This is a genomic window from Lysinibacillus sp. FSL W7-1291 (assembly GCF_038593415.1).
GTDB classification, from domain to species: Bacteria; Bacillota; Bacilli; order Bacillales_A; family Planococcaceae; genus Lysinibacillus; species Lysinibacillus fusiformis_D.
Genome location: NZ_CP151994.1, coordinates 1816056 through 1839783 on the forward strand (window position 1 = coordinate 1816056; position 23728 = coordinate 1839783).

The following is a 23728-nucleotide window of genomic DNA, read 5'->3' on the forward strand; positions in this document are numbered from 1 at the left end:
CAATAGTGATAGCTTCGTTCCAAAATAGGAATAGAGTGCTCATCCAGGAAAAGCCTTACAAAGTGCTCATCGAAGCGATGAGCTCGCTCAGAAAGAGGAGAGGCGCTCACCCGAGTGAAAAATTTGCTCAGTAAAGCGCTTGCCCCGATCACAACAAGGCAAAATCGCTCATTCCAGCGAAGCCACCACTCAAAGATGTAGTCAAAAAGCAGTGGGACACGCTGTCCAATATGTTTGATTTGATAGAACCTACAAATTTATCTCATTACCGTGACAACGAGCATGGAATCGTTGTGCATTTCATCGATAGTGGGTCGATTTAGAAGGACCTAGCTTATGTTTGAAAGATCCTATTGAAGGTGCATCCGTCCTTGCAATAGGATTTTCATTATAAAAAGATGATTAGGGGGATGCTTGTGAGAAAGTCTTGGTTGCTGTTCATATGTCTGGTCGTATTGTTTTGTGTAGCCTGCAATGATGAATCATTGAGTGAAAAGGCATCGGAATATCGTGTTGTGTATTCGGGAGAAATTAAAACGTTAAATTATTTAAAGACGTCTGAAACAAATGAATTTGCGGTGGCCGCAAATATGGTGGATGGACTCATAGAATACGATCAATATGGAGTCGTTCAGCCAGGATTGGCGAAGGAATGGTCTGCTAATGAGGATGCTACTGTTTGGACGTTCAAGCTACGTGATGATGCTAAATGGGTCACACATGAGGGGAAGGACTATGCAGATGTTGTGGCACAAGACTTTGTGGATGGCTTACATTATGTGCTTGATGCTAAAAATGAATCATCGACGTCTTGGATTGCGACGGTCGTAAAAAATGGGGAGGCCTTCTATAACGGCGAGTTGGCTGATTTCAAGGAGGTTGGCATAAAGGCGCTAGATGAACATACAGTAGAATATACTTTAGAAGCCCCGACACCCTATTTCCTTTCTATGTTGAACTATGTTTGTTTCTTCCCGGTGAATGGCAAGTTCATTGCCGAGAAAGGGAAGGATTTTGGTACGACGCGTGAAAATTTCCTTTATAATGGCGCTTATCTTTTAGATAAATTTGAACCGCAAAATGAGCGTGTTCTTGTGAAAAATGAGTCGTATTGGGATAAAGACAAGGTGCTGATTGATCGCATTCGCTATAAATACAATAAAGAAGCGGCAACAGTGGCACCAGAGCTGTTTTTACGTGGAGAAATTGATTCTGCTAGTATTCCAACCTCTATTATTGATGAATGGTTTAAAGACGAGAAGAAAAAATCCCAGGTTCGTCAAACACAAAATAACTTCTATACCTACTTCTATGCACTTAACTTTAATCCACAATTTGACGCCCAATATGAGCCAGATAACTGGAAGGTTGCAGTCAATAATAAAGATTTCCGTAAATCCTTATTCCATGCACTGGATCGGGTGTCCGCAATGCTGACGGTTGAGCCTTATAATCCAGCAGATTTGCTGAGCAATACTATTACACCGAAAAACTTTGTCGATGTGGAAGGGGTGGATTATACCCAATTAGCGCCACTTACGACCATTTCCAATGAAGATTCCTTCAATAAAGAGCTCGCTCTAGAGTACAAAGAAAAAGCGAAAACAGCATTAGCAGGTAAAGCCACGTTCCCTGTAAAAGTATTAATGCCCTATAATGCAGGCAGTCCAGATTGGGCCAATCGTTCTCAAGTAGTGGAACAGCAGATTGAAAAATTACTAGGGACAGATTATGTCGACATTATTGTAGAGGCTGGTCCATCGACAGGCTTCTTATCAGAGGTGCGTCGTCCTGGCAAGTTTGCGCTTTTAGAAGCGAACTGGGGTCCTGACTTTGCAGATCCCTCTACGTATACAGATCCATTCACAGTGGACGGTACTTACAATAAACCAGAATTAGCAGAAGGCTATAAAGAGGCAAATGGCAAAACGACGTACCAAAACCTTGTGGATCAAGCGAAAGAAACGATTGATGCTGCAAAACGCTATGAGCTATTTGCAAAGGCAGAGGCCTTTTTAATTGATGAAGCCTTTGTGATCCCTTATTCAGTAGGGGGGAGTGGCTATGTGGCGTCTAAATTAAATCCATTTGAGGCGCAATATTCGCCATTCGGTGTAACGGCAGAGAAATTTAAAGGACAGCAAGTGCTGGAGAAGCCAATGAGTAATGAAGAATTTAAAAAGGCGCTCGCGCAGTGGGAGCAAGAACGTGCGGAAGCGTTAGCGAATGCTGAAAAGTAGTATGGCTTCGTAGAGGAAAAGGAGATACCGAAAGAATAGTCGGCATCTCCTTTAGTCTTTTGGATAAAGGAGGATAGCGCCATGTTGCAGTATATAGGAAAACGTCTCTTACAATCCGTGTTCACCCTTTTAATTATCATCACGATCGTCTTTTCATTATTACGATTAATGCCGGAGGAAGGATATTTAGGAGCGGCAGCCGATAAAATGTCACCGGCTCAGCAAGAAGTTTATTTAACAAATCTTGGCTTGCGTGATCCATTGCTTGTTCAGTTAGGAAATTTTTATAAAAATTTGTTGCAAGGGGATTTAGGCAAATCGGTCACTTATCGTACGGATGTACCGGTTGTGACGATTATTGCGGATAAAATTATGTATTCTCTGCTCTTTGGTTTGGGGGCAGTAGCTTTATCGCTACTCATTGGTGTGCCGTTAGGGATTTTGATGGCCTATCGTAAGGGGCGTTGGCTAGATCGGCTAGGGACAGGCTATATCGTCTTTGTCGTTGCTGTCCCTGCAGCAGTCTACTACTTAGTCATTCAAATGTATATTACGGAACTCTTTCAATTACCGATGCTGTTTGATGCGTACAGGCCGATTACTTGGATTTTGCCACTTACCTCCATGGCGTTGGCGCCGACAGCCTCCTATGCGATGTGGATGCGACGATATATGGTAGATGAACTGAACAAGGACTATATTAAGCTAGCAAGGGCGAAGGGTGTGAAGGAGCGGACATTGATGTTCCAGCATGTACTGCGAAATGCCTTTATTCCAATGGCACAATACTTACCTGCCACCATTCTATTTACGATTACAGGCTCTATTTATATCGAATCGCTCTATTCCATTCCAGGGATGGGGGGCTTGCTCGTGGATGCCATTCAGCGTCAGGATAATACGATTGTGCAAGGTTTAGTGCTAGTGTTCTCTTCTCTTGGCATCATCGGACTTATTTTAGGGGACATTGCCATGGCACTTGTCGATCCACGCATTAAATTAGGCAAGGGAGGGGGTGTACGCTAATGGGTATGTATACAGATGAAATCAATAATATCTCGAATAAGTCCCGTCAAACATTGTTTGAATTTGCTGAAGTTGACGCAAGACAGGCAGAGGAAACTGGCTATTCCAATTACTCTTATTGGCGGTCTACATGGCAATCCTTTTTAAAAAATAGACTAGCCGTTTTTTTATTAGTGGGAGTGTTCATTATTGTCAGCTTCACCATTCTCCAGCCCTATTTACCAGCACAAAAATCACCAACTGAAATTTACTTGGATGAACAAACAGGGATGCAGGCACGCAATATTACCCCCAATGCAGAGTTTTGGTTTGGCACGAATTCCATTGGTCAGGATTTATGGTCTCGTATTTGGGCGGGCACAAGAACATCTCTCTTTATTGGCTGTGTCGTAGCCTTGGTAGAGGCAGTAGTCGGTATTACAATCGGTACACTGTGGGGCTTTTCACGAAAATTAGAAGCATCGATAACGCAGCTATATAATGTTGTCGATAATATCCCCACAACCATTGTGCTCATTTTAATGTCTTATATTTTACGCCCAAGTATTTCGACGATCATTATAGCTATGTGTATAACGGGATGGGTGGAAATGGCGAGATTTATTCGCAATCAAATTGTTATTTTACGTGACCGTGAATACAACCTAGCCTCAAAATGTTTAGGCACTCCTGATTACCGTATTATCTTAAAAAATTTATTACCTTATTTAATTTCAGTGATTATGTTGCGTATGAGCCTCGCTATTCCCTTTGCGATAGGAGCCGAAGTATTTCTAACATATATCGGTTTAGGGCTACCAATCAGCGAGCCGTCCTTAGGAAATTTAATTAATGAAGGACGCGTACTCATGATGTCACCAGATTTACGTTATCAGCTGATTTTTCCAAGTATTGTGTTAAGTGTCATCACGATAGCATTCTATATTATTGGTAATTCTTTTGCAGATGCAGCAGATCCGAAAAACCATGTGTAAGGAGAGGAAATAAGTGACATTGAAAAAATCGCGCATATTAGTCATACAAAATTTAATCATTCAGTTTACGCTACGGGGTCGTGTCTTAACAGCTATCCGCGATATTTCACTCGACCTTTACAAGGGAGAAAGCTTAGCCATTGTTGGTGAATCAGGTTCGGGAAAATCGGTGCTGATGAAATCCATTATGGGCTTGCTAGATAAAAATGGCAGCATTCAGCAAGGACGAATCATTTACAATGCACAGGATGTAACTCAGTTTACGACAGAGCAAGAATGGTTGCGTATTCGAGGTAAGGAAATTGCGATGGTAACGCAGGACCCAATGACATCGTTGAATCCGCTCAAAACCATTGGGAAGCAAATTGAGGAATGTGTCGTCATGCATCAAGGCTTAAGAGGCAAGGAAGCCTATGAAGAAACATTAAAGTTGCTAACAGATGTAGGTATTACAGATGTGAAAAAACGCTATAAGCAATACCCACATGAATTTTCGGGAGGCATGCGCCAACGTATTGTCATCGCTATTGCGATTGCCTGTAAACCGAATATTTTAATTTGTGATGAACCAACAACCGCTTTAGATGTGACCATTCAAGCTCAGATATTACAACTATTAAAGAATCTTCAGCAGAAATATGGCTTATCCATTGTCTATATTACGCATGATTTAGGCGTTGTCGCAAAGGTGGCTGATCGTATTGCCGTGATGTATGCGGGTGATGTCATTGAGGTCGGGGAAACGCATGAAATTTTCTTTAATAGTAAGCATCCTTATACGTGGGCACTCATTTCCTCCTTACCTCAGCTTGGCTCAAAGGGGGAACAATTATATTCAATTAAGGGCACGCCACCGAATCTTTTTCAGGAAATAAAGGGTGATGCCTTTGCACCACGCAATCCATATGCATTAAAAATTGACTTTGTAGAGCGTCCACCTTTTTTTCAGGTCAGTGACACCCACTATGCGCGCACATGGTTATTAGATCCACTTGCACCAAAAGTAGAGCCGCCAGCCGCTTTACAAGCATTTTTTGTAGAGGGGAGGCAGTATGCTAATGACCGATAAAGAAGTGCTAGTAGAAGTGCAAAATGTATCCGTCGTATTTGGTAAAGGGAAACATAAATTTACAGCGATTGATGATGTCAGCTTTCATATTTTTAAAGGTGAAACATTTGGCATTGTAGGTGAATCAGGATCTGGGAAAACAACGGTTGGTCGGGCTATTATGCGTATTAATGAGGTGACAGAAGGACAAATTTTGTATCATGGCAAAAGTATACAGGGCAAAATTTCGAAAAAATGGGATAGAGAAATTACGCAGAAAATCCAAATGATTTTTCAGGACCCGATGGCCTCCCTCAATGAGCGAGCAAAAGTGGATTATATTATTTCGGAAGGATTATACTCTTCAAAGAAATATAAGGATGAGGCAGACCGTCAGCAAAAGGTTCGCAATGCTTTATTAAATGTAGGCTTGCTGCCAGAGTTCTCTAGCCGCTTTCCTCATGAGTTTTCAGGAGGACAACGGCAGCGTATTGGCATTGCTCGTGCTTTAGTGATGGACCCCGAGTTTATTATTGCAGATGAGCCTATCTCTGCCCTAGATGTGTCCATCCGAGCACAAGTATTGAATTTATTAGCTAGTCTGCAACAGCGTAATCATTTAACGTATTTATTTATTGCCCATGATTTATCAATTGTCCGTTTTATTACCGATCGGACAGCGGTCATTTATAAAGGGAAAATGGTTGAGCTGGCAGACACAGAAAAGCTATTTACTCATCCGCTGCATCCTTATACAAAGGCACTGTTATCTGCAGTACCAGAGCCGAATCCCTATAAGGAACGAGGGAAAATCGTTGAAGTGTATGATCCGTCACAGCATCGTTATGAGGAAAATCCTCCTTCATTTGTTGAAGTAGAGGAAGGTCATTTTATTTTGGCCAATGAAGAGGAACTAACGCATTATCGTACTTCACTGAAAATGGAGGGAAAAACATGATTTGTCCAAAGGCATTGAAAAAAGGTGACACTATTGGTCTTATTAGTGCTTCTGGGGCAACACCACCAGAAAAGCTGCAGCCTGCTATTGCGAGTATTGAGAAGCTAGGGCTCAAGGTGGTCGTTGGGGAGACCTGTCACGCAAGGCATGGTTATTTAGCAGGTGCTGATGATGTGCGGGCGGCAGATGTCCATCGCATGTTTGGTGATCCGACCATTGACGGCATTTTTTGTATACGTGGAGGCTATGGGGCGACGAAGATTTTAGCACAATTAGATTTTGAGCTGATTCGAGCAAATCCTAAAGTATTTGCAGGCTATAGTGATGTGACTGCCTTACATATAGCCTTTCAACAGCTATGTGGCTTTGTTACGTATCATACCCCGATGCCATCCACGGAATTTATTAGACAGGAAATGGACGACTACACATGGCAATCCTTCAGGCAGCAGATTATGGACAATGACAAAACGTCGTTCTACTTAGAAAATCCCTCTAACCAACCCATGTCAACACTTGTCAGCGGGAATGCTACAGGTCAGCTAATTGGTGGTAATTTAACATTGATTACAGCGTCACTTGGCACACCCTATGAAATTGATACAAGAGGTAAAATTCTGTTTTTAGAAGATGTCGATGAAACGCAACAACGGGTCGATCGTATGTTGACACAATTAAAACTGGCGGGGAAGTTGGATGACGCGGCAGGTATTTTGTTAGGAGCATGGACTAATTGTGGGCCTGAAAATCTGCAAAGGCCAGAGCATAGCTTATCACTACACATGATTTTCCAAGAAATACTAGTGCCTCTAGGTAAGCCAATTATAGCCGAAATGGCATGTGGTCATTGCTTACCAACGATGTCGCTGCCTTTAGGAAGAACGATCTCAATGGATGCGGACAACCAGCGAATCCATGTGATTGAGTAGGTATTATATGGAGCAGATTATTGAAAAAATGGTTCAGGAATCCCCTTACAACGTACATCTATTTGTTCATAATCTCACAACCAATCAATTGCTTACGAGTCATCAGCTAGAGACTGCATTTTCTAGTGCCAGTGTCATAAAAGTTCCAATTCTAATAGCCTTGCTCTCATATATAGAGCATAACAAATTATCACTTGATACTACGCTGCCGATTTCACCAGACGATTGGGTGGGTTTTAGCGTGATAAGTGAGCAACGGCTTACCCAAAGCACTTTATATGACCTTCTTGTATGGATGATTATTACGAGTGATAATACAGCTACGAATGTCTTAATTGATGAAGTAGGGATGAGCTTTTTGAATGACTATTTTCGACATATTGGGTTACAGGACACGGTGTTACAGCGAAAAATGATGGATGTAGAACGGCTAGCTCAGGGCATAGACAATCGCACGTCAGCACGGGATATGGCGCATCTTTTTACGCGTATCTATCGGCAAGAGCTACTAACAGCCCCTTACAGTCAACTGGTCATTGATATCTTAAGCCGTCAGCGTGTGCACGACTCCTTAAAGCGTTATCTTGTGGAGGATGTGAAGCTGGCACATAAAACAGGCGGGCTTGATACGGTCGATCATGATGTCGGGATTGTTTATAGTAGCACAATCGATTATAGTATCGGTGTTTTTATGACAAACGTGATGGATAATGAGCAGGCTCGCCAACTAATCGGTCGTCTATCAAAGGTTGTTTATGCGCAGTTGGTGGAGGGAAAGGAGGGACACAGTTGAAGGCTATCGTGACAGCAATGGTTGCCAATTTACAGGCCAAGCCAGATGCAGCTTCTGAATTAGTCGATGAGGTACTTTATGGGATGACAGTAGATATTGTCAAAGAGGTGAATGAAGCTTGGGTATATGTCCAAACAGCCTATCGCTATGAAGGCTATTGTCAGAAGACAGATTTACTGTTAGATGCAGCAATCGCCTCCACGTGGCAATGGGAAGCACAGCATGTCATTCGTCAAAGCTTTGCAGATGTTTTGCAGCAACCGCGTATCCAAAGTATTAAACGACTCACGCTTGTAAAGGGCTCGTTCGTCAAAGTCATGTCTTTAAAGGATGTACCAGAAGAATGGTCGGCCATTCAACTCGTATCGGGACAAACAGGGTATGTTCGGACAAAATGGCTGCAGCCGAAAATTTCAGTTCAGGCATTATCGGAGGCACAGTTTCGAGAAAACGTTGTGGAAACGGCACTTAGCTATTTAACAGCACCCTATCGATGGGGTGGTAAATCGCCTTTAGGGATTGATTGCTCTGGCTTATGTTCAATGGCCTATCTGTTCAATGGCGTTTATATTTTTCGAGATGCCAAAATAGTAGAGGGCTTTCCGATTGTCAAAATAGACCAAGACCAGATGCAAAAGGGTGATTTAATCTATTTCCCTGGTCATATTGCTTTATATATGGGCGATCAGCTTTATATCCACTCATCACTAGGAGGCAATGAAGTGACCATTAATAGTCTAGATGAAAAACATCCGCTCTTTCGACAGGATTTAGCTACGACGATAGTAGCAGTAGGTACTTTTTTTCAGGAGAAGCCAAATATTTAGGCTTCTCTTTGAGTTTTTATAAGAGAAAAATCGATGGCATGTCTGTCCAATCAACAATGAGATTTAAGTCGATCCAGTTTTTTTAAGGACATCCCAATTTTGGTGATAACTAATGTACTAACATTCACAAGCAGTAACGCTATTAGCTGCCACACACCGATAAAAAAAGTAATCATACATAAATCAAAGGCTGCTTCACCTGGGGGCATGTCTGGATAGGGCTCTAATTGCCAATAATGCAACACAAAATAACAGGCTAAAGCTGTTCCTTGACCGACATAGATAAAGATCCAATGGATAGAGGATGCTATTTTGAGTCGACAACACCAAAGCGCTAAATTTAGCAAAAGGATAAGTAGCGGAAACAGCAACAGTTGAAACATACTTTCAGCTATGGTCGTAATGAAAAATAGGTTATAGCTTAGCTGAATGACTGGCAAAAGGATTAAGTTGACGGTGATAACACTGAGCAGTTGTATGCGCGTCATGATATGTCTACCCTTTCCGTATTTTTACATAAAGACGTTTTGACAAAAGAAAGGGTTTCGTCCACTATAAGAAACCCTCCATACGCTTGTTTGTTGGCTGAGTACGGAGGGTTTTGGATTAATAATGATAGATATTAAGTTGTTGGCCTGCTTCAAGGCGATCTGATCGCAGCTGATTCCATTGTTTAATTGATGTCACCTTTACATTATAGACCTCTGCAATCTTCATAAGTGAATCCCCATCAGCCACCGTAATCGTTTTCTTATCTTTCACAGGGGTGTCATATTGTTGTAGATCATATTTTGCAATTAGTGCATTTAATTTTTCACTGTATGATGAATCAGTAGCATAGGAGCCTGTTAAAAACGCCGTCGCATCTGTATAGACTTTTGTGTTGCTTTTGAAAACGCCCGCGTAAAAATCCTTGTTCCATGAAACGCCATTACGCATTAACTTTACATAATCTTGCATGGATGCCTCATAGGAAGGGTATTTGCGGAAGGCAGCCATGATTGTGGAAAGATTACCTGAACCATCATCCTCTGATGTTTCGAGTGTTACGGAATCATTTTGGTAGCTGCCTTTCATGCCAAATAAATTATAATTGGGTGCAGAACCTAGTCCACTTTGACCATGCTCACTTTCTAGAATCGCTTGGGCAATCATGACGGATGCGTATAGGTCATTATCAGCACCAAGGTCCCGAGCAGTTTCGGCGATTTCACCAATAAACTCCTCCACACTTGGGCCATTATCAATGACGACAGGCTCTTCTCTGTCAGTCGTATTCAATAACTGTGTTACCATATAAAACGAAATACAAATAACAACAATGGTAATCATAAGTCCTTTAAAAAAGTTTAGCACGTATTTCATTGTAGCTGGATGTTGGTCGTGACCACATCTCCCTCCCTTCTATTAAAAGTTTAGCTATCTCTCATTATTACAGAGAGTTTAAAAGAAATAAAGAGCAGTCTAAATAAATAGATTTCATCATTAATAGAACGCTACCAGTGCTAATTAGTTCCTCGTTATTGCTCACTTATACTTTAAAATTTTGGGACATAAATTGTTTGAATCTCTCAAAATATTGCTCGGAGGCTTCCCATTGTCTAGTGTTCAAATAAGATAGCTCTTGAAGACCATAATAATGAGGAGGCTGATAATAACGGGAAACATAGGATTGATTTTCAAGTGTATAAAAATAATACGCTTCGTCAGGCGTCTGAATTTCAATGCGAGCATGTATCCTATCACCATCCTCATCCAGATAGGCTTGACGGAAACTATAGCATTTGGAACCATCCCAGAAACCATCATGGTCTTCTTCTAATTCTTGGATTGCTGACTGCTGGAAAATTTGTCGTACATATTGTATCTCGATAGTATGCAAGTAAAGCTCTGCTACATTGATGCACGTTAAAAGCATGAGCCAGTGATCGTGAATATCCACTAAATGCGCCTGCGATGATTCTGTAATATCCCACCATTCAGCTTCTTCCCCTAGTGTTTTTCTCAAGAGGGAGACGGATTGATCCTCATTAAGCCAAATAAAATAGTGATACTGAGAAGTCTTCATATAAACACTATCATTGCGTTTGTCTCCATCAGCATTGGTATGTGCGTGCTGGATCATGAAATAAACATCCTGTTCCGTCAAATCAAAAGAAGGCTTGTCTGGTGTCATCAAAATACATGTAGTCAGTTTCAGTATGTTTTCCGCATTAATCGAATGGTGCGTGAAATAAACAGAAGATGCTATCGTCCTTTGAGGAACGCTTGTAAAATGAGTGAGTGCGGAACGTCCTTCTTTAAAAATTTGCACCAGTGAAGCGAATGAAAAGCCGACCTCATCCTCATCCTCATCCTCGTCTAAAAATACTTCATCGATTAATATGTCCTGAATACGAATGGGGAGTTCTTGAAAAATACCGTCTCCGTGCCAAATATTTACGATACACTGAAGCGACCTCTGGCCATTTACATTGATGCGATACTCGTCATCCTGAACTAATGTTGCTGCTTGAAGATTGCCGTTAACAATAGCTTCTCCATGATTGTATGAGCCACATAAAATATTCTCGACCGTCAGATTTCCATGTACATAGATTTCCTGACCACCGACCGCTATATTTTTAGCCATTAAATTGCCCATCACCATCAGCCCAATTGCACCATCTGTTTCTAAATTGTATAGGATGTCAACGGTTAAATGGCCATTGATGAAAATAAGAATGGTTTTATCTTGCTGTGGAAAAGGCATACCCCAATCCAAATCAAGAGAGGGAAGTGTCAAATCGCCCTCATAGTACGCTACTAGATCATCCTCACTAAAATCCTTGTAAAACTTTGCCCACCAAGAGTCTGCTGGAAATCTTTCAGCTAGTTGGGAAATCGCCATGAATTGATAGACATTGTGCATACGTCACGACCTCTCTATTGCTATTTTTTTTATCTTCTCACAGCGAGTAATTGGCAGTCAATTTCATAGATTGGTAGAGACAAGCACAATTTAATAGAAAATGGTATTATGAACCTTTAAAATGATTAGTTGAAAGGAAGTTTTGATTGAATACGATTTTTAGTGTTACACAAAAACAACTATACGATTTTTTACTGAATGTAGCGACGATACGACCTGTCTTTATTTGGGGAGCACCTGGCATAGGGAAATCAGCGATTGTTGAAAATTTTGCTAGCGAATTAGGCTTGCCCTGTGTTTCGTTATTGGGCAGTCAGCTAGCACCCGAGGATATCATTGGCGTTCCGCAAATTAAGGATGGCTACAGTGTTTTTTGTCCACCCAAAATGATTGCGCGCAATGAGCCTTATTGCCTTTTTTTAGATGAATTAAATGCTTGCTCACAGGAAGTACAAAAAGCTTTTTATAGTCTCATTCATGAACGCAGAATTGGAGAGTTTACGTTGCCAGAGGGCACGATTGTCATTGGCGCAGGCAATCGTGCTCAGGATAATGCGATTGTTAAACCGATGTCCTCAGCATTAATCAATCGTATGGTCCATGTTCAGCTAAGGGCATCGCACAAAGATTGGCTTGAATGGGCCTATGCACATGAAATACATCCCTATGTGATTGAGTATATTCAAATGCGTCCCGACCATTTATGGAGCGAACCGCCGAAAACAGAGGAACCATTCTCTACACCACGTTCATGGCATATGCTAAGTGATTGCTTGTATGCATACGGCAATAGCTTGCCAGAACAAACAATCGATCTATTAGCAAGCAGCTGCCTATCTGCACATATTGCCAGTCAATTTAAAGCCTTTATCAAACAAGTGCAAAGTAAATATGATCTAGCCAAAATTATCAATGGTGAATTGCGTTGGCCAGATCGACCGGAAGAAAGAGATTTGCTTTATTTCATGGCGCAATCCTTCCGTGCGCAGTTACTGAAGGAGCTTCCAAACGAGCATACGACATTGAAGGGGAATCAACGACAATTAGCCTTTCGTGCCAAAGATTTGATCAAGGACTTAGCGTCCATTAGCTTAGAAATTGCACAGATGGTTGTGTCAGAGCAAAAGGGTGAAGCTTTACCCACTTGGTTTATGCTGGAGGTTATTCGGGATTTACCACGTTTAGTAGCCAAAAAGGACGGTTAACATATGGCCAAAAAAAAGAAAGCATCACAGCAGGAGCAGAAAAATGAGAAGGCGATCGCGCGTGGGCATGAGATTGTTTGTACACATCCCTTGTTCGAGGCGTTATGTCATGCTGTGTACATGCAATATGAAAGTATGCCACAAAAGGATTGGGCTTACGTCACAAGCGCGGGTGTCATCTGTGTTAATCAAGATAAAAAAGGACAGCCCAACGAATGGGCCTATGTCATAGCGCATTGTTTGCTACACCTTGGCTTACATCATCATCAACCAAAAGAGCAGCAGGAACTGTGGAATATCGCCTGTGACTGCTATATTACAAAGTTTTTAGCAGAGCTAAAATTTGGTCAAGCACCTAAAGAAATGAGTAATCCGCTTTTTGAAGCTTTTAGCTCAGAGGAAAAATTGTATGACAGATTTTTACGCGAAGGTGTGCCAGACGATTTGAAAGGTTATAGTACAATGCCAGGACAAGTGGACTTTATTATTTCACAAAATAAAACGAATGTTCTTTATAGAGGAGCTAGCAATTACGCTGCGTTATTTGCAGAAGGTTTATCGAAAGCAGTGCAAAACGCCATTCGTGTAGCAGGTGGGGTAGAAACCACATTTGGAGGAACAACGAGGGTAACACAAGCACAACGCGCAAAGGCTTGGTTTATGAGCTCATATCCCTTATTTGGTGCTTTAGCTGCGGATTTTACGATAATTGAAGACCCACTTGTTTGTACAAGAATGGATATCTCGGTTGCCGCCATCGCAGTGGAAACGAAGGAGATTTATTTGAATACGGCTGTAGGCATGACCGATGAGGAAATGCGCTTTTTAATGGCACACGAACTGCTGCATGCGGGATTAAGCCATGCTACGCGCAGACAAGGACGTGATCCCTATCTATGGAATGTTGCTTGTGATTATGTCATCAATGGCTGGCTCATCGATATGAAAATTGGCGAGATGCCAGCATTTGGCGGGCTATATGATCCAGCCTTAAAAGGGCTCTCGGCAGAATCTATTTATGATCGCATTGTTACGGATATCAGGATGTATCGCAAATTAAGAACCTTTCGAGGGCAAGGCACAGTAGATATGATTGAAACGAATCCACCAGACTTTTGGGAAGGTAAGGCAGGTGTGGATTTGGATGCTTTTTATAGAAGAGCATTGAGTCAAGGATTAAGCTATCATATGGCACAGGAGAGAGGATACTTACCACAAGGACTCATTGAGGAAATTCGTAGTCTAGCACAGCCACCTATTGCTTGGGATGTGGCCTTAGCCAAATGGTTTGATCGCATGTTTCAGCCAATAGAAAAGGTCAGAACGTATGCACGACCAAGTAGAAGGCAAGCATCGACACCTGATATAGCTAGACCAAGATGGGTTCATCAAAGCGGAGAGGAAGATGGGCGTACTTTCGCAGTCCTTATTGATACCTCAGGCTCTATGGATCGTCTCTTACTAGGAAAAGCACTCGGCACAATCGCGAGCTATAGTATTGCCAGAGATGTTCCCCTTGTACGAGTGATATTTTGTGATGCCGTTGCCTATGATGCAGGCTATCTAGCACCTGAAGAGCTATTGTCTAAAGTGAAAGTAAGAGGCAGAGGAGGCACGGTGCTACAGCCTGGTGTCCGTTTACTAGAAGAAGCGCAGGATTTTCCAAAGGATGGTCCTATCCTTATTATTACGGATGGTCAATGTGATCGTTTAACCATAAAAAGAGAGCACGCCTTCGTATTGCCACAAGGGGCCAAGCTACCGTTTGTGCCAAAAGGCGAAGTATTTAGAATGAAATAGCCAAACCTACCTGCACATGTTTGAAAGAACTGTTGTTGGTGAAATATAGAAGTGAACTTATTCTCATTTCATTCGCAAATTTAAAAGGAGATGACAGATGATTACATTTGACAATGTCTCAAAAAAATATGATAACGACCATACAGCTGTCAAAGCTCTAAATGTCGAAATTAAAAAGGGTGAATTTTTTGTCATTATCGGCCCTAGTGGATGTGGCAAAACTACTTTATTGAAGATGATTAATCGATTAATTCCATTAACAGAAGGAACGATTTGGATCAATGGTAAAAGAATCAGTGACTATAATATCCATGAGTTACGTTGGAGTATCGGTTATGTATTACAGCAGATCGCCCTGTTTCCACATATGACGATTGAAGAAAATATTGCGATTGTGCCAGAATTGAAACATTGGCATAAAACAAAAATTCAAAAGCGTGTGGAGGAACTGCTGGAGATGGTTGGGCTTGAACCAGAAAAATATCGCCAGCGTAAGCCACAGGAGTTATCAGGTGGCGAACAACAAAGAGTGGGCGTTATTCGTGCCTTAGCGGCTGACCCATCGATTATCTTAATGGATGAGCCGTTCAGTGCCTTAGACCCCATCAGTCGTACAAAACTCCAGGATGATTTACTGGAGATGCAACGTACGATAAGGAAAACCATTGTATTTGTCTCACATGATATGCAGGAGGCACTGAAGTTAGGGGATCGCCTCTGTATTATGAAAGATGGCGAAATTGTCCAAATAGGTACGCCACAAGAATTGATACAAAACCCTGCCAATGACTTTGTACAACAGTTTATTGGTAGCAAGCATCAGGTAGAGCATGCGTTTACTATCCATGCCATCATGCAACCAATCATGACAACAAGCGAGTTCCAGGATACGATACTTGTGGATGCTTCACTTGCGACAATTTTTGACAAGCTAGCCCAGCATGACTTATTAGGTGTCGAGGAGGATGGCAAGCTCATCGGTATGGTGACAAGAGCCTCTATGCTGCACTATTTAGCAAAGGATTCAAAGGAAAGAGGTCTTGCGCATGACTAATGTGATGGAGATGTTTCAAGAACGGAAGGCACAACTGCTAGCGGCATTGCTAGAACATATCCAACTATCCTTCATCGCTTTATTTTTTGCTGTTCTCATTGCCATTCCTCTAGGTATCTATTTAACCAATAAAAAGAAAATAGCTGAAAGTATCATTGGCATCAGTGCCGTTTTGCAAACGATCCCTTCATTAGCTTTACTGGGCTTATTAATACCTCTATTTGGCATTGGGAAAGTTCCCGCCATTATTGCGTTAGTCGTCTATGCGCTATTGCCTATTTTGCGAAACACCTATACGGGCATTAATGAAGTCGATCCATCATTAAAGGAAGCGGCATTAGCCATGGGGATGAATAGAACGAAGCGTTTATTGAAAGTAGAATTACCACTGGCCATGCCTGTCATGATGGCAGGTATTCGAACAGCGATGGTGTTAATTGTGGGGACCGCCACATTAGCTGCTTTAATTGGAGCTGGAGGATTAGGAGACATCATTTTACTTGGAATTGACCGTAATAATACAGCCCTCATTTTAATAGGAGCTATACCGGCAGCCATGTTAGCATTGATTTTTGATGTGTTGCTCAAAAAATTAGAATCCCTGTCCTTTAAAAAAACATTGACTACATTGAGTCTCGTTAGTTTGACGGCATTCATCATTATTTTCTTCCCGCTATTTAGTAATAAACCACAAGATGAAATCGTGATAGCAGGAAAGCTAGGCTCTGAACCTGAGATACTCATCAATATGTATAAATTATTGATTGAACAGGAAACGGACTTAACTGTGCAACTAAAGCCAGGGCTTGGTAAAACCTCGTTTGTATTCAATGCGTTAAAATCGGGGAGTATTGATATTTACCCTGAACTTACGGGCACAGCTATTACGGAATTTTTAAAAGAGGAAGCGATCAATCATAACCAAGCCGATGTCTACCATCAGGCAAAAGATGGCATGCTGGCGCAATTTGATATGGTCATGCTAAGCCCCATGAACTATAACAATACGTATGCATTGGCCGTATCACAGGATTTGGCGGAGACGTATCAATTGCAAAAAATTTCTGATCTGCAAGCGATAGAGCAGAAGGTGAAGGCAGGCTTTACATTAGAATTTAATGACCGTGAAGATGGCTATGTTGGCATTCAAAAACGTTATGGGATTGTGTTTCCAACACTTGCAACGATGGAGCCAAAGCTTCGCTATCAGGCGATACAATCGGGCGATATCAATTTACTGGATGCCTATTCAACGGATAGTGAAATTCGTCAATACAAGCTACATGTATTGGAGGACGATCAAGCATTGTTTCCACCCTATCAAGGAGCACCATTACTAAGAAAAGAAACGCTAACAAACTATCCAGAGATTGAAAAGGCATTAAATCAACTAGCAAACCACATTACAGACGATGAAATGCGAGAAATGAATTATCAAGTAAATGTGGAAGGAAAGCTCGCAGCAGACGTAGCAAAAGCATTTTTAGTAGAGACAGGATTATTAAAATAAAAGCCAGGCCCTCTAGCATTAGAGGGTTTTATTTTTATCGATAATTATTGATAGGGATAAAAAAGGAAGGAAAGGGGATGCTGATTTTTGGCTTGACGATGCTTGTGATTCTTTTGGTAGGAACAATGAAGGTATCAGAACAATTAGTAGCCAAGGGGAGTATGGCGGCTTCTATTCATTTTAAAGGGTTGGAAATGCTGTTGTCCGATTAGGTAGGCAAGGATATGCATTATGCAAAAAAGATGTCATGACCCTTTTATTTACTGCTACAATATACATAGCTATTGTCTTATTGATTGTTGTCTAATTTACAAAAGGTATCCTATTTTCGTTAGCTAATAGTGAAAATGGAAATAATTTCATGCTGTGTGATCGTGTTGAGCTTGATAGCTAATGCATTCCATACCTATTTCCCCTATCTGATGATGCAACAGCTTAGGAAGTGAGAACATGACCATAATGATTCGCTTAGATTGTATGCAAGCGGATCGTAAAATGCAGCTAGGTGATGGTCAATCTCTCTAATTTAAAAACGGGTAAGGTAATACGATTGGTAAAGCGCAATCTATTGGAGTATGTTGAGGAAGAAGATGACAGATAGAAGTGAACTAGAAAGGATTTTCAAGAATGATGGTTTTTAGTTTTTTATTGATCGCCATTGTAGCAGAGGTTTTTGCAAGCTCCATGCTAAAGCGCACAGAAGGTTTCACGCGCATTTGGCCATCTGTTGGTGTGGTGGTTGGCTACGCAGCGGCATTTTATTGTTTAGCCTTGACATTACAGGTTATCCCTATCGGCACAGCCTATGCCATATGGGCAGGTTTAGGGACAGCGTTAACGGTTATTGTCGGGGTTGTCCTTTATAAGGAACAATTTAATCGCAAGAAGGTCATAGGGATACTATGTATTATTTTGGGTGTCGTAGTACTCAATCTTGCAGGTGGACATTAGGAGGCTGAACAGCATGAAGGGCTATTTATTTTTAACATTATCGATTATAAGTGAGGTTTTTGCGACAACTATGCTCAAGCTTTCTGAAGGCTTCACCGTGCTGGGTCCCTCTTTAGCGGTGGCACTTGGCTATGGCATTTCATTTTATAGCTTATCCTTATGCCTAAAAACATTGCCATTAAGCCTAGCCTACGCTATTTGGTCAGGTGTTGGGACAGCTTTAACCGTTCTCGTAGGTATGATTATTTGGCACGACATGTTTAATCTCTACTCGGCACTTGGCATAGCCCTCATCATTGGCGGCGTGATTTTGTTAAATCAAGGGGATAAACGTGACAAGGTGATGGATAGTTTGCAGGAGTAGGTGGATAGGGTTGTGAAAGTGATGGATAGAGTTATAAAAGTACTGGATAGCAGGAAAAGAAGGATAGAGTTGCAAAAAAGGTGGATAGAACAGTGAAAGCGGTGGATAGAAATGCAAAAGTAATGGATAGAACAACAAAAGCAACGGATAGAACAGTAAAAGCAGAGGATAACATGCTGTATAGAAGTATGATAGCGTTGGATTAGTTCAAAGGGGGAAAGTAGGATGTTGAAAGCGATTGTTTTTGATTTTGATGGTACGATTATTGATACAGAAACGGCGTGGTATACCGTTTTCAAGGAGGCCTATGCTCATTATGGTGTTGTGTTATCGTTGGAAATGTATGCAAAATGCCTTGGTACAAATCTTCAAGCCTTTAATCCTTATACATATCTTGTTACACATCATCACATCAAATTGGATGTGGAGGCATTTCGAGCATCTATTCAACAAAGTCATGCACAATTAATGGAAAAGGAAACGCTCAGACCGGGTATATTAACACTGCTGCAGCAAGCAAAGGAAGCGGGTTTACAAATTGGTCTTGCTAGTAGCTCGAGTCGTCAATGGATTGATCAGTATGTTGATAAGCTTGGCATTCGAGATTTTTTTGATTGCTATTGTACCGCGGACACAGTGACAAATGTTAAGCCTGATCCAGAGCTATACTTGCAGGCGCTTAAACAATTAGGTGTAAAGGGCAAGGAAGCGATAGCGATTGAGGATTCACCGAATGGCGCACAAGCAGCTGTGGCGGCGGGCCTTTATACAGTGGTTATCCCAAATGCTATTACGAAGCAATTACCATTCGGCACAGGGCATCATACAATGGATACATTAGAACCGAATAATGTACAAGAACTGCTGACATGTTTCTCTCAATGATCTCATGAAGAAAGCCTCTCCATTCTATGGTAGAGGTTTTTTTAGTTTCTGTGTGAAAAAGTCGTCATATTTTTTGTCGCTACATATTATAACGAGAGGGCAACTTACATGGACCAACAGACATATTCAAACTAGAGAGGGGGCTACAATTTGAACAGTGAGAAGAAAAGAAATCACTTTTTATGCGAAGCTTTAAGTGATTTGAAGGATCTTCAGGATATTATGATGAATTTTCATTCTAAATATTTCGGTCAGCTACTTGTCAAAATAGTCGGTAGTGATACGATTCCATTTTTTTTAATTACACATAGTGGCGCTCATTTAAGGTTAATGGATACAGTGAAACAATTTGAAACGGAGTATTTCCGTATCGAGGCGATTGATAAAGAGCGTTGCCGTGGCACAGTGTCGTTGTTGCGCGCTTTTGATTATGAAGGAAATGATACTAATTCGATTGCTGACGTGGTGAGGTTAGAAAAAACAAGTACGCACAAATCGATTGAACTTAGTGGGATATCGGCGATTCAGCTCTTAAAGCCAGACATGTTGAAGGGGAAATTTATCATTGAGCCTAAATGGTAGCGCCATATTAAACTACTAAAGCTAGAGCATCTGTCTATATGTGAGGGATACAAAGTGAATGTAATAGAGAGAGAATCTAATGAAAGGAAGTTTAACTATGACGATTATTGGTATGCTGCATCATCGACTTGATCCAACTACAGTTCTCAAGTCATATGCCTATGCAGCAGTTGCGAAAGCAGAAGGGGCACAGTTTTTTTACTTCACCCCTAAAAGTGTTGACTTTGCCAAACGCTCCATTCAAGCAAAGATCTATGAGAATGGCGAGTGGCAGGAAAAAACGATGCCCTTTCCTGATGTGATCTATAATGCGGGGAGCCCAGAGAAATTATCTGTTTCCAAAGATATTATCGATCGTTTAAAAGAAGAGATTCCATTTACGACCCATTCGATAGGGAATAAATGGAATGTCATGAAGCGATTGAAGGAAGCAAAGGAATTTGAACAGTATTTGATTCCATCGGAAATTGTAAAGGATGTCGATTTATTTCACAAGTTCATTAATTATTATAAACGGGTTGTCTTCAAGCCGATTGATGGACGTAAAGGGAAGGGCATTTATTTTATTACGAAGGCGGGAACTAAGCATTTCGAGGTTCGTAAGGATAGCACCAATACGGCTTATTCAAAGCCTCAATTAGATGCATTGATAAAGGAGCAGCTTGCGTCTGGTACGTTTATTATGCAGCCCTATATTCAATCGGTCACAAAGTCGGGTCAGGTTTATGATTTCCGTTTGCATGTTCAGAAAAATGGTGAAGGAAAATGGGTAGTGACGACAGTGTACCCACGAATTGCACCAAATGGTTCCATCATACCGAATATTAATAATGGGGGCTATACGAATTATTTAGATCCATTTTTAGAACAGGAATTTAAGGAAGAGGCTTATAATATTCGGCGAATGCTGGAGCATTTCTCCTTAGCGCTAGCTCATCACCTGGATGAAATTCAAATAGTGAAGTTTGGGGAAGTGATTGATGAAATTGGGATTGATGTTGGCCTAGATCAGCAGCAAAAAATTTGGATGTATGAGGTCAATTGGCGACCAGGCTGTCCTCCTGCCTTTTACTTGGAGCTAGATGTGGTCATTCATTCCATCCGCTATGCGATGTATCTTGCGAAAAATCAAAAACCTCTAAAAAAGAAAATTGTCCAACAAAAAAGTAAGCAACAGGCTGACAAGAAAAACTTGCCGATTATTGCCATTACGGGAAGTGCAGGCAAAACAACAACAAAGGCATTTGTCGGCTCGATTTTATCGAAAAAGTGGAATGTTTTTGAGTCGAAGGATTATTGGAATACGACTGAGCATACGAAAAAGCATAAGGAAGAAATCAATGATACACATCAGGCTGTCGTATTAGAGTATGGTATGGCCTACCCAGGTATTATTACCAACCACTGTAGTATAATTCAGCCGAATATTAGTATTGTAACGAATATTGGCTTAGCGCATGTGGGGAACTTTGATGGGGATGTAAGAGGCGTTGCCAAGGCGAAATCCGAATTGATTCATGGTATGGATCAGCAGGGCTTACTCATTGTCAATCAAGATGATGACAATTCCAGATACTTAGAGACAGAGCAATTTAAAGGGAAAATCTTGACGGTGGGTATTAAAAAAGAAGCCGATTATCGTGCCTATGATTTGCAGTATAAGGATATTGGCATGTCCTTTAAAATGAAGCTACATGGGGAAGAAATCGAAATGTATATTCCAATTTTAGGGGAACATCATGTTTACAATGCGCTCAATGCAGTGGCAGTGGCAGATCTTTTAGGGTTCACGCCCTTTGAAATTCAGGCGGGGCTCAACTTTAAAAAACCACCAAGACGTTTAACGATCTATAACTTGCGTGATGATATTACGGTCATTGATGATACGGTTCACTCTCATCCACAAGGGGTTCGAGCTGCGATTGATGTACTAACGAATATCGCGAAGGAACGGAAAGTAGCGATTATTGGACAAATGCGAGAGCTCGGCGTCTTGAGGGAGGAAGAATATAAAAAGGTTGGGGAGTACATTTACGAGGTAGGCATTGATGAATTCATTACCTATGGCTTTAGGACGGAAGAAATGAGCAATGCCGCCATTGCGAAGGGCATGGACCCATCCAAGGTACATCATTTTATCAATAAAGACGAATTGCATGTCCTACTAGAAACATTGGTAGAGCCTCATGATACCATTCTTGTAAAAGGTGCTAGTAAAACGAATATGTTTGAAACTGTGAAATTTTTAGACGAAACGTTTAAGGAAGAATGAAGTATGCTCTGATGTAATTGCGGCTGACGCTTCGCTTCCGTGCAGATACAATAATGCGTCCAACTTCATATTGAATAATGAACAGACCTGCATCGTGCAGGTCTCTCTTTCATGATATCTGTCAAATCAAGAAAAAAAGCCCGAGTAACTGTCCACTGGCAAGCGGCAATTATTCGGGATATTTTTTTCAAACTCTCAAAATAAATTTAATTTCTTTTGCTGCATTTGTTGCATGATTTCTAGCTTCCCTCAATGTTGACCCTTCTGCAATTACATAAGCATAACGATGTCCCATCGATAAAGGTGGCATTAGCAGTGTCCCTTTTCTCGGTTTGACATACACTTCTACGACACCTGTTGATCTTGTCGCTCTTGCCTTGCCAATCACCTTCTCTAAAATGCCTTTACTTTCCACAATAACATATTTTGTATAAACAAATTTTTTATGTCTTGGCTCGAGATTAGGCTGTTCACCAAGTAATAGTTTCAATGTTTCTTCCACTAAACTAAATCCTAGTGCTGCCTGTAGCATATTGTTCATGGCACCACCAGAAATCCGTGGATTGATTTCGATAAGCTTCCAACCATTTTGCGTTAATCGAAGCTCTAAATGGAGTGCTCCATTTTCGATATCAAAGGCCTTCACAATGGAATGGAGTACCTCTTCGATTCCTGATTGGATGTCTTGCGGAGCTTTCACTAAAACACCGTAGCCTGTAATAATAAATCGTTTTCCTTGCGTAATTTCCTGTTCAATAATGCCAATGACATGTGGTTGTTGTTGGTACACAACCGCTTCTACTAAATATTGTGGACCATCCAAATATTCTTCAATCATGATGGATTCGTAGGGATTTTTACTGCGTAATGCTTTGAGGTGATGATTAAGTTGCTCTGCATCTGTTGCTAATAATACATCTTTTGAACCTGTTGATTTTGGTGATTTTACGATTAATGGGAAGGTCAAATTTTTAGCAATAGGTTCCTGGGGCTTCAGAAGCGAAAACTTTGGTGAGTATGGTTGGTCTTTTAAAAAATTTCTTGTTTTCTCTTTATCCTCCATCATTTCAATAGCAGTGGAGGATGCATAGTTATGACAAAATTCATCACATAGCATAGAAGCAACATGGACAAATGGATCAACAAAACTAACGATACTTTTAATCTCTAATCCGGTTTTCCCTAGTTTATCAATTTCCTCTTTCATTCTCTCTATATTCAAAGTATCAATGAGTATCATTTTGTGGATGTCGGGGTAGGCACGTCGCTGCTGAAGTTGTTTTTCATTATTTGTGAAAAGTACTGTGAAGTAGCCTAGTTTTTCTGCTGCTCTTGTTGCTTCACGACTAGACCCGGATTTGTTTGTACCGATAAATACAATGGCTTTCAGGTATATCAC

22 protein-coding genes are annotated in these 23728 nt (G+C 41.1%); 18 read left to right on the forward strand and 4 right to left on the reverse strand.

Annotation, left to right across the window (positions count from 1 at the left end; translation table 11 throughout):
• Positions 1–416 precede the first annotated feature (416 nt).
• From NST76_RS08680 to NST76_RS08715, 8 genes are all read left to right on the forward strand, one after another.
• Complete coding sequence (locus NST76_RS08680; RefSeq protein ID WP_058844952.1) at positions 417–2240, forward strand: peptide ABC transporter substrate-binding protein; 1824 nt, start codon at positions 417–419, stop codon at positions 2238–2240.
• An 81-nt stretch (positions 2241–2321) separates the two neighbouring features.
• Positions 2322–3266 carry an ABC transporter permease gene (locus NST76_RS08685; RefSeq protein WP_058844951.1) on the forward strand — a complete coding sequence of 315 codons (945 nt, stop codon included), beginning with the start codon at positions 2322–2324 and terminating at the stop codon, positions 3264–3266.
• Complete coding sequence (locus tag NST76_RS08690) at positions 3266–4240, forward strand: ABC transporter permease (RefSeq protein ID WP_089932473.1); 975 nt, start codon at positions 3266–3268, stop codon at positions 4238–4240. The genes NST76_RS08685 and NST76_RS08690 overlap by 1 nt, the downstream gene beginning before the upstream one ends.
• 13 nt (positions 4241–4253) lie before the next feature.
• Complete coding sequence (locus tag NST76_RS08695; RefSeq protein ID WP_082673764.1) at positions 4254–5309, forward strand: ABC transporter ATP-binding protein; 1056 nt, start codon at positions 4254–4256, stop codon at positions 5307–5309.
• On the forward strand, positions 5299–6246 hold the full coding sequence (locus NST76_RS08700; protein ID WP_342544994.1) for an ATP-binding cassette domain-containing protein: 948 nt from the start codon (positions 5299–5301) through the stop codon (positions 6244–6246). The genes NST76_RS08695 and NST76_RS08700 overlap by 11 nt, the downstream gene beginning before the upstream one ends.
• The gene (locus NST76_RS08705; protein WP_342544995.1) at positions 6243–7175 is read left to right on the forward strand and encodes an LD-carboxypeptidase; all 933 of its coding nucleotides are present in this window, start codon (positions 6243–6245) and stop codon (positions 7173–7175) included. The genes NST76_RS08700 and NST76_RS08705 overlap by 4 nt, the downstream gene beginning before the upstream one ends.
• Positions 7176–7182: 7 nt before the next feature.
• The gene (locus tag NST76_RS08710) at positions 7183–7968 is read left to right on the forward strand and encodes a serine hydrolase (RefSeq protein WP_036116855.1); all 786 of its coding nucleotides are present in this window, start codon (positions 7183–7185) and stop codon (positions 7966–7968) included.
• Positions 7965–8795 carry an SH3 domain-containing C40 family peptidase gene (locus NST76_RS08715; protein WP_342544998.1) on the forward strand — a complete coding sequence of 277 codons (831 nt, stop codon included), beginning with the start codon at positions 7965–7967 and terminating at the stop codon, positions 8793–8795. Before NST76_RS08710 ends, NST76_RS08715 begins: the two co-directional genes overlap by 4 nt.
• Positions 8796–8845: 50 nt before the next feature.
• Here the strand turns inward: NST76_RS08715 and NST76_RS08720 are convergent, their stop codons facing one another.
• From NST76_RS08720 to NST76_RS08730, 3 genes are all read right to left on the reverse strand, one after another.
• Positions 8846–9283: a hypothetical protein gene (locus tag NST76_RS08720; protein ID WP_058844946.1), complete on the reverse strand. Its 438-nt coding sequence runs from the start codon at positions 9281–9283 to the stop codon at positions 8846–8848.
• A gap of 118 nt (positions 9284–9401) precedes the next feature.
• Positions 9402–10127: a glucosaminidase domain-containing protein gene (locus tag NST76_RS08725; RefSeq protein ID WP_230593731.1), complete on the reverse strand. Its 726-nt coding sequence runs from the start codon at positions 10125–10127 to the stop codon at positions 9402–9404.
• A gap of 199 nt (positions 10128–10326) precedes the next feature.
• Positions 10327–11706, reverse strand: coding sequence for a hypothetical protein (locus NST76_RS08730; RefSeq protein WP_342544999.1), 1380 nt, complete (start codon positions 11704–11706; stop codon positions 10327–10329).
• A gap of 146 nt (positions 11707–11852) precedes the next feature.
• Between NST76_RS08730 and NST76_RS08735 the strand changes: the two genes are divergently transcribed.
• The 10 genes from NST76_RS08735 to NST76_RS08780 all read left to right on the forward strand — a co-directional run bounded on the left by NST76_RS08735 (position 11853) and on the right by NST76_RS08780 (position 22329).
• Positions 11853–12911, forward strand: coding sequence for a MoxR family ATPase (locus tag NST76_RS08735; RefSeq protein ID WP_342545002.1), 1059 nt, complete (start codon positions 11853–11855; stop codon positions 12909–12911).
• 3 nt (positions 12912–12914) lie between these two features.
• Positions 12915–14711 carry a peptidase gene (locus tag NST76_RS08740; RefSeq protein ID WP_342545005.1) on the forward strand — a complete coding sequence of 599 codons (1797 nt, stop codon included), beginning with the start codon at positions 12915–12917 and terminating at the stop codon, positions 14709–14711.
• Between the two features lie 97 nt (positions 14712–14808).
• Positions 14809–15765, forward strand: a complete 957-nt coding sequence (locus tag NST76_RS08745) for an ABC transporter ATP-binding protein (RefSeq protein WP_036116868.1) — start codon at positions 14809–14811, stop codon at positions 15763–15765.
• On the forward strand, positions 15758–17275 hold the full coding sequence (locus NST76_RS08750) for an ABC transporter permease/substrate-binding protein (RefSeq protein WP_342545007.1): 1518 nt from the start codon (positions 15758–15760) through the stop codon (positions 17273–17275). Before NST76_RS08745 ends, NST76_RS08750 begins: the two co-directional genes overlap by 8 nt.
• A 77-nt stretch (positions 17276–17352) precedes the next feature.
• A complete protein-coding gene (locus NST76_RS08755; RefSeq protein WP_256375522.1) occupies positions 17353–17487 on the forward strand; it encodes a hypothetical protein in 135 nt (44 codons plus the stop codon).
• A gap of 415 nt (positions 17488–17902) precedes the next feature.
• On the forward strand, positions 17903–18226 hold the full coding sequence (locus NST76_RS08760) for a multidrug efflux SMR transporter (protein WP_342545008.1): 324 nt from the start codon (positions 17903–17905) through the stop codon (positions 18224–18226).
• A gap of 13 nt (positions 18227–18239) precedes the next feature.
• Entirely contained in the window at positions 18240–18590 is a 351-nt protein-coding gene (locus tag NST76_RS08765; protein WP_036116874.1) for a multidrug efflux SMR transporter, read from the forward strand.
• Between the two features lie 225 nt (positions 18591–18815).
• Complete coding sequence (locus tag NST76_RS08770; RefSeq protein WP_342545010.1) at positions 18816–19475, forward strand: HAD family hydrolase; 660 nt, start codon at positions 18816–18818, stop codon at positions 19473–19475.
• Positions 19476–19625: 150 nt separating this feature from the next.
• Positions 19626–20057, forward strand: a complete 432-nt coding sequence (locus tag NST76_RS08775; RefSeq protein WP_036116879.1) for a hypothetical protein — start codon at positions 19626–19628, stop codon at positions 20055–20057.
• 97 nt (positions 20058–20154) lie between these two features.
• Complete coding sequence (locus NST76_RS08780) at positions 20155–22329, forward strand: YheC/YheD family protein (protein WP_342545011.1); 2175 nt, start codon at positions 20155–20157, stop codon at positions 22327–22329.
• A gap of 187 nt (positions 22330–22516) precedes the next feature.
• On the opposite strand, the gene NST76_RS08785 is transcribed toward NST76_RS08780, so the two are convergent.
• A complete protein-coding gene (locus tag NST76_RS08785; RefSeq protein WP_036116881.1) occupies positions 22517–23728 on the reverse strand; it encodes an ATP-grasp domain-containing protein in 1212 nt (403 codons plus the stop codon).

Bases quoted from the DNA above. Each gene is read 5' to 3' on its own strand.
- NST76_RS08685 (WP_058844951.1), top strand. From the start codon at position 2,322: ATGTTGCAGTATATAGGAAAACGTCTCTTACAATCCGTGTTCACCCTT.
- NST76_RS08690 (WP_089932473.1), top strand. From the start codon at position 3,266: ATGGGTATGTATACAGATGAAATCAATAATATCTCGAATAAGTCCCGT.
- NST76_RS08700 (WP_342544994.1), top strand. From the start codon at position 5,299: ATGACCGATAAAGAAGTGCTAGTAGAAGTGCAAAATGTATCCGTCGTA.
- NST76_RS08705 (WP_342544995.1), top strand. From the start codon at position 6,243: ATGATTTGTCCAAAGGCATTGAAAAAAGGTGACACTATTGGTCTTATT.
- NST76_RS08710 (WP_036116855.1), top strand. From the start codon at position 7,183: ATGGAGCAGATTATTGAAAAAATGGTTCAGGAATCCCCTTACAACGTA.
- NST76_RS08720 (WP_058844946.1), bottom strand. From the start codon at position 9,283: ATGACGCGCATACAACTGCTCAGTGTTATCACCGTCAACTTAATCCTT.
- NST76_RS08725 (WP_230593731.1), bottom strand. From the start codon at position 10,127: ATGATTACCATTGTTGTTATTTGTATTTCGTTTTATATGGTAACACAG.
- NST76_RS08730 (WP_342544999.1), bottom strand. From the start codon at position 11,706: ATGCACAATGTCTATCAATTCATGGCGATTTCCCAACTAGCTGAAAGA.
- NST76_RS08740 (WP_342545005.1), top strand. From the start codon at position 12,915: ATGGCCAAAAAAAAGAAAGCATCACAGCAGGAGCAGAAAAATGAGAAG.
- NST76_RS08745 (WP_036116868.1), top strand. From the start codon at position 14,809: ATGATTACATTTGACAATGTCTCAAAAAAATATGATAACGACCATACA.
- NST76_RS08750 (WP_342545007.1), top strand. From the start codon at position 15,758: ATGACTAATGTGATGGAGATGTTTCAAGAACGGAAGGCACAACTGCTA.
- NST76_RS08755 (WP_256375522.1), top strand. From the start codon at position 17,353: ATGCTGATTTTTGGCTTGACGATGCTTGTGATTCTTTTGGTAGGAACA.
- NST76_RS08760 (WP_342545008.1), top strand. From the start codon at position 17,903: ATGATGGTTTTTAGTTTTTTATTGATCGCCATTGTAGCAGAGGTTTTT.
- NST76_RS08765 (WP_036116874.1), top strand. From the start codon at position 18,240: ATGAAGGGCTATTTATTTTTAACATTATCGATTATAAGTGAGGTTTTT.
- NST76_RS08770 (WP_342545010.1), top strand. From the start codon at position 18,816: ATGTTGAAAGCGATTGTTTTTGATTTTGATGGTACGATTATTGATACA.
- NST76_RS08780 (WP_342545011.1), top strand. From the start codon at position 20,155: ATGACGATTATTGGTATGCTGCATCATCGACTTGATCCAACTACAGTT.